At 30.5% G+C, this 2,633-nt stretch carries 5 protein-coding genes; 2 read left to right on the forward strand and 3 right to left on the reverse strand.

Annotation, left to right across the window (positions count from 1 at the left end; genetic code table 11):
• A partial coding sequence (locus MR285_RS06685) for a hypothetical protein (RefSeq protein WP_293559303.1) occupies positions 1 to 212 on the reverse strand: 212 nt, incomplete at its 3' end.
• Between the two features lie 389 nt (positions 213 to 601).
• On the opposite strand from MR285_RS06685, the gene MR285_RS06690 reads away from it, so the two are divergent.
• Positions 602 to 883 (forward strand): autorepressor SdpR family transcription factor, encoded by a 282-nt coding sequence (locus MR285_RS06690; RefSeq protein ID WP_293559305.1) that lies wholly within the window; start codon positions 602 to 604, stop codon positions 881 to 883.
• On the forward strand, positions 867 to 1,508 hold the full coding sequence (locus MR285_RS06695; protein ID WP_293559308.1) for an SdpI family protein: 642 nt from the start codon (positions 867 to 869) through the stop codon (positions 1,506 to 1,508). Before MR285_RS06690 ends, MR285_RS06695 begins: the two co-directional genes overlap by 17 nt.
• Before the next feature lie 58 nt (positions 1,509 to 1,566).
• Here the strand turns inward: MR285_RS06695 and MR285_RS06700 are convergent, their stop codons facing one another.
• Positions 1,567 to 2,361, reverse strand: coding sequence for a carbon-nitrogen hydrolase family protein (locus MR285_RS06700; RefSeq protein ID WP_293559310.1), 795 nt, complete (start codon positions 2,359 to 2,361; stop codon positions 1,567 to 1,569).
• 11 nt (positions 2,362 to 2,372) lie between these two features.
• Positions 2,373 to 2,633, reverse strand: a 261-nt coding sequence (locus tag MR285_RS06705; RefSeq protein ID WP_293559312.1) for an undecaprenyl-diphosphate phosphatase, incomplete at its 5' end; no start/stop codon positions are given.

Genomic DNA, 2,633 nt, shown 5'->3' on the forward strand with positions numbered 1-2,633 from the left:
TTTGCCTCATCTTTATTTGTAGGGTCTTTGTCAAATTCCTTGACCTCTACATCTTCGTTGTTAATATAATGTACTTTGTCATTTTTTATATTGTCGTAATCATCTATTTTAAAATTAGGTTCGCCTGAATATGCAAAGATACTCGCAGGAAAACTTGTCAATAAGATAAGTAGCGCCATAAAAAATGCCAAACATCTCCTATTTATTTTCATAAATACCTCCCTTTAATTTTTAATATTTGAGTATCATTATAATATACAGATGTGTTACGTCTAAAATTATTTTATTTTTTATTTATATTATATGATACTCTGAATACATTTATTATACTACATAATATTAAAAAAATTCATTAATTAAATAAAGAAATTTTATATTTAAGCTAATTTTTATTAAAATTGTAAATTAAAGTTATAATATGTATTAAAAACTAAAATAATAAAGGAAAAAGATTAATCTAAATCAAAAATTAAATTCAATTCAATATCTTTCTATAAAAAGCATTTTGAAAAAAATCAAAATAGAATTGACTTTTATGAAAATTTTCATATAATAAAATTAAGTATTTAGATATTTATCAAAATATTTAAGAGGGTGAATTATGTTTTCTAATACTTTTAAAGCCTTATCTGATCCTGTTAGGCTTGAAATTTTAAATATGCTTAGGAAAAATGGCAGGATGAATGCGGGAGAGATAGCCGATAATTTTGATTTGACTAAGGCTACAATTTCTCACCACTTAAAAATGTTAAGAGAGCAGGATTTGATTTACGAAACTAAGGAGAAAAATTTTATTTATTACGAGTTAAACACTTCAGTTTTTGAAGATATTTTGACATGGATTGTGAAGTTTAAAGGAGGTCAAGATGAAGAACAAGTTTAAATTTGGAAGTGTTAGCATTTATTCCATGATTGCGTCAATTATTATTTTAATATTTTTCAATGCAGTTTTTTACAGTAAAATGCCAGCGGAACTTCCAATTCACTGGAATTTTAATAATGAAGTTGACGCTTATGGTTCAAAGTTTAAGGCTATGATAGGAGTTCCCTTTATTTTAGTTGCCATGAATATTTTCCTTTGCTTTATGTTGGACAATGACCCGAAAAATAGGATGCAAAACAATTTACTCATGACTATTACTAAGATTAGCCTTCCAATTATGATGATTGTAATCTATGTAATAACAATTTTATATGGACTAGGTAGAGAAGTGAACACTGGCGTTATTATTTCTCTATTAATTGGAGTTTTATTTATTGTCATTGGAAATTATATGCCAAAGGTAAAGAGGAATTACACCATGGGAATTAAGCTTCCTTGGACTTTAAATAGCGACGAAAATTGGAGGAGAACTCACAGAATTGGCGGCATCTCATTTATTATTATAGGTCTAACTTTTTTTGCCTATCCCTTTGTTAAAAGTGAAGTTCTAATTTTTGGTGTTGTGATTTTTGCAATAGCTATACCTACAATTTATTCCTTTTATCTTTACACTAGGGGAATTTGAGAGAGTTAAATAAAATTAAAAAAAGTAAAAAAATTGGACTATCACGATGTGGTAGTCCTTATAATTTTCTATTTTTTCTTGAAATTTCTAGTGGGAATTTTTCTCTTTCCCTCTTTACTTTTTCCTTTTCTATTTTAATTACACGCATATTTTCTTCTTCGCCAAGGTCTGCAATTATTTCGCCACTTGGAGATACGCATAGGGAATGTGCGTAGGCATTTTTGGAAAGTTTAGCATCTCTTGCTATGGCAGGAGAAATTATATAGCATTGAGTATCTACTGCACGAGCTCTGTTTAAAAGGTGGAAGTGAACTTCGCCCGTCTTTTTCATAAAAGTTGATGGAACGAAAATTACTTCAGCGCCATAATCGCGGAAACTTTGGAAGAGTTCTGGAAATCTTAAGTCAAAACAAATTGCAAGGCCAAAGATGCCATATTCTGTTTCAAAAACGCCTAGTGTTTTGCCGCCTGAAATTGTGTCGGACTCCTTGTAGCCTTCTATGTCAAAGAGATTTATCTTTGAATATTTGTAGATTTCTCTTCCACTTTTGTCAAATACATAGGCTCTGTTGTAAATTTTTTCGCCACACTTAATTGGAATTGAGCCGCCAATTAAATAGACTTTATTTTTCCTTGCAACTTCGCTCATTTTTTTGTAAGTTTCGCCAAAATCTTCTTCGGCAAATTTTGTGAAGTAAGAATTTTGGTAAGGGCAGTTCCACATTTCTGGAAGGCATATTACATCTGCACCTTCATTTTTTGCGGAAGATGCGTATTTTTCCATGGCTTTTAAATTTTTTTCTTTGTCATCTGTTGCAGACAACTGAATTATCCCAATATTAAAATCTTTCATAATATCCTCGATTATATGATGTTAAAAAAGCCAAGACATAGGACTACTATTCCAAGGACTATTCTATAATAGCCAAAGGGAATAAAGTCGTGTTCACGAACATAGCCAAGGAATTTTTTAATTACTACAAGGGCAACGATGTAAGATATAACGCCGCCAAGTATTATCAAAAACCATTGCCAAGGTGTGAAAGAAAATCCAATTTTTAAAATTTTAAGGGCAGTTGCGCCAAGCATAGTTGGAACTGCAAGGTAGAAGGAAAATTTTGCGGA

The organism is Peptoniphilus sp. (genome assembly GCF_022767005.1).
Taxonomy (GTDB): domain Bacteria; phylum Bacillota; class Clostridia; order Tissierellales; family Peptoniphilaceae; genus Peptoniphilus_A.

Bases quoted from the DNA above. Each gene is read 5' to 3' on its own strand.
- MR285_RS06690 (WP_293559305.1), top strand. From the start codon at position 602: ATGTTTTCTAATACTTTTAAAGCCTTATCTGATCCTGTTAGGCTTGAA.
- MR285_RS06695 (WP_293559308.1), top strand. From the start codon at position 867: ATGAAGAACAAGTTTAAATTTGGAAGTGTTAGCATTTATTCCATGATT.
- MR285_RS06700 (WP_293559310.1), bottom strand. From the start codon at position 2,361: ATGAAAGATTTTAATATTGGGATAATTCAGTTGTCTGCAACAGATGAC.